The sequence below is a fragment of the Nodosilinea sp. LEGE 07298 genome, from assembly GCF_015207265.1.
Taxonomy (GTDB): domain Bacteria; phylum Cyanobacteriota; class Cyanobacteriia; order Phormidesmidales; family Phormidesmidaceae; genus Nodosilinea.
Window position 1 is genome coordinate 1 of record NZ_JADEXE010000504.1, and the last position, 2,676, is coordinate 2,676.

The following is a 2,676-nucleotide window of genomic DNA, read 5'->3' on the forward strand; positions in this document are numbered from 1 at the left end:
TACTAACCCCACCCCCTTCTGCCACCACCCGCATGGAGATCGATATCCTCATTTTGACTGTGTACTTCATCTGTATAGGCTACGTGGTCTATCAGATGGCGCTGTCCATTGAGGAAGAGTTGGAAGACCAGGTGGTGCTGGTGCCCGATGCCGACAGCCTGGAGAGCACCGTGCGATCGCAGATGGTGCGCCAGGGTTTTGATGAAACGACGGTCGAGGTACTACAGGCTGGGGTAGCCCCTTTGGGCAAAGCCGTCTCGCTGCGGTTGGTGGTGCCTGAGCCCCGCAGCCTCGCTCCCCCCGAAGATCGGCCCGAATCGCCGCAAGTGGGGCAGATTGTGGTGCAGGTGCTGCCCCAAGGGCCTCATCCGCTGCAGCCCATCATGGGGCTAACGGTGCAGGTCATCAACCAGAGCCGCGCGCTTCAAGTCATCATCGACTGGGATCGCAGCTCCATTACCCGCATGACCAATGAAATTCGCCGGGTGATTCGCCAGACCCCCGGTATGCGCCTCGACCTGGCGCTGCCTCAGGTCGCCAGCGTAGTCAACCCCAACCAGTACCTCAGCACCGTCGTCAACAGCGAAGACTGCTTTAGCCGCAACGGCGACACCCAGGTGCTGCAGCAGGCTGCCCCAGTGGTAGACGTACCGAAAATGGCCAACCTCAAAGCGCCCCTGCGCAACTATGCCCTCGACCTGGTGGTGCAGCTCAAGCCCTTTAGCGATCGCGGCGGTCGGCCCGTCATGCTGCTGCTGCCCTTTCGCTTTGCCATTGAGCCGCTGCCCGCGAAGGCCGCCATTCCCCTGGTGAACTGGATTTTGAAGCGCTAGCGGGCAATAATTTAGGATGTGCAATGTCTGGCTACTGCCCCAGTTGAAAAATGACGCCTAAATATTCGCGATAGGCGCAAACGTTACCATCCTTAATCTCGAAGGCGACCGCCGCCTGATTGTCGTAAGGCTGCCCTAGCATGACCCCGCTGGAGCGCACTTCGTAGATCACGGTGGTGGGGTTAGAGGCAACCTGCTGCACCACCACCGTCAACCCCTCTGGAAACACCGTGGACGCCAGCGTAAAAAATTCTTCAGCCCTGGCTTTGCCGTGGTTAAGCCCTTTGAACGGGCCAGCCGGAAACCAGAAGGTAAAGTCGTCGCTCAAGCAGGCTAAAAAGGCCGACCAGTATCCGCTAGCCAAACCAGTGGCAAACGCTTGAAAGGCCTGCTCGGCCACTTGTAGAGTATGAGCACTGGCTCCAGGCACGGTGAGACCTACGGGGCTAATAACCACTCTGGAATTATAGAGAAGGGTTGAGGCCGCGATTCATCAAGGGTACGCTCAGCGAATCATCCTTATAAATGCCTAAATGCCGCCCACAAAGCGACCGGGGCTGAGAATGCCAGGGGGGTCAAACTGGGCCTTGATCGCCGTCATTATATCTAGAGCGCTGCCGCTGTAGCCCCACACATCCATCGTTTTTTTGAGCGACAGAGGAGCTTCGAGCAGGGTAAGGTAGCCCTTAGAGGCTTCGGCGCGGGCTCGAGTTTCTTTGACTACGTCTGTCGTGGCTTCGGCCAGTCGCACCGTGCCAAGGCCACTGCCCCCGTGGAGTCGGGCCAGGCTACCGGAGGGCAGCGCGTCTAACCAGCGCACGGCCTGGGCGGGCAGCAGGCCTACTTTGGCTATTACCGCACCGCCTTGTTCTAGCGTGGAGGGAAACAGCGCTTCTCCAACGGTGGCCCAAACTTGCTCATCTTTTGCCCCGTCGAGGATGTGGGCCGACAGCTCAGGGCTGACCATCGCCAAGAGCGAGTCTACCTGTTCGTCGACCCCTGGCGCGATCGATTGAAACCGGGTCAGCAGGGCAACCGTTTCACCATAGCCCAGGTGAGCGGCTAAGGCTGGAGACAGCACATCAATGGCCACGGGGGTCAGGGGTGACAGGCGCAGGGCACTAACTAGAGCGTTTACCGGGTCGGCGGCTCCAGTGATGATCACCGTTTTAGAGACATCCTGCTCTGGGTAGAGGCGAAAGGTGAGCTGAGAAATAATGCCCAGGGTGCCGTAGGACCCGGTCAGCAGCTTCATTAGATCGTAGCCAGCCACGTTTTTGACCACGCGCCCGCCCGCTTTTGCCACTTGGCCGTCGTAGCGCACAAAGGAAATGCCGATTAGCATGTCCCTCAGGCCGCCGTAGCGCTGGCGCAGCGAGCCGGTATCCGCCGTAGCGACGATACCGCCCAGGGTAGCCCGGTCGGGATAGGCTGGGTCTACGGCCAGGAACTGGTTGTGCTGGGCCAGCCGGGGGACAAGATCCGCCAATTTTGCCCCGGCCTGAGCCGTAAGTGTCATATCCCCCACGGCGTGGTCGATTACCTGGTTGAGCCGGGCCGTGCTGACTACCAAATTTATCGCGTTCCCCAGGCCGCCCCAGGCCAGTTTGCTGCCGCTGCCGCAGGGCAATACTCGCCAGCGATGTTTATGGGCGCAGGCCATCACCGCCGCTAGCTCAGCTTCAGTGGCGGGGCAGGCAACAGCTTCTGGGGTCAGGTGTGCGGGTAGATTAAGGGCATTGGGGGAAAGGATGGCATCGCTTCCCAAAACGTCCGCCAGGATTTCAGCAGCGTTGGCCATACCCTAGTCAATGCTGATGGGGGTGGGGCCGCTGCCGGGGCT

At 60.0% G+C, this 2,676-nt stretch carries 2 protein-coding genes and 1 pseudogene; 1 reads left to right on the forward strand and 2 read right to left on the reverse strand.

Annotation, left to right across the window (positions count from 1 at the left end):
- A pseudogene (locus IQ273_RS32355) lies at positions 1–833 on the forward strand (hypothetical protein); the annotation flags it as partial.
- A gap of 31 nt (positions 834–864) precedes the next feature.
- On the opposite strand, the gene IQ273_RS32360 reads toward IQ273_RS32355, so the two are convergent.
- Complete coding sequence (locus IQ273_RS32360) at positions 865–1,290, reverse strand: nuclear transport factor 2 family protein (protein WP_313898330.1); 426 nt, start codon at positions 1,288–1,290, stop codon at positions 865–867.
- Positions 1,291–1,362: 72 nt separating this feature from the next.
- Positions 1,363–2,634 (reverse strand): FAD-binding oxidoreductase, encoded by a 1,272-nt coding sequence (locus IQ273_RS32365; RefSeq protein ID WP_194027179.1) that lies wholly within the window; start codon positions 2,632–2,634, stop codon positions 1,363–1,365.
- Positions 2,635–2,676: the final 42 nt, after the last annotated feature.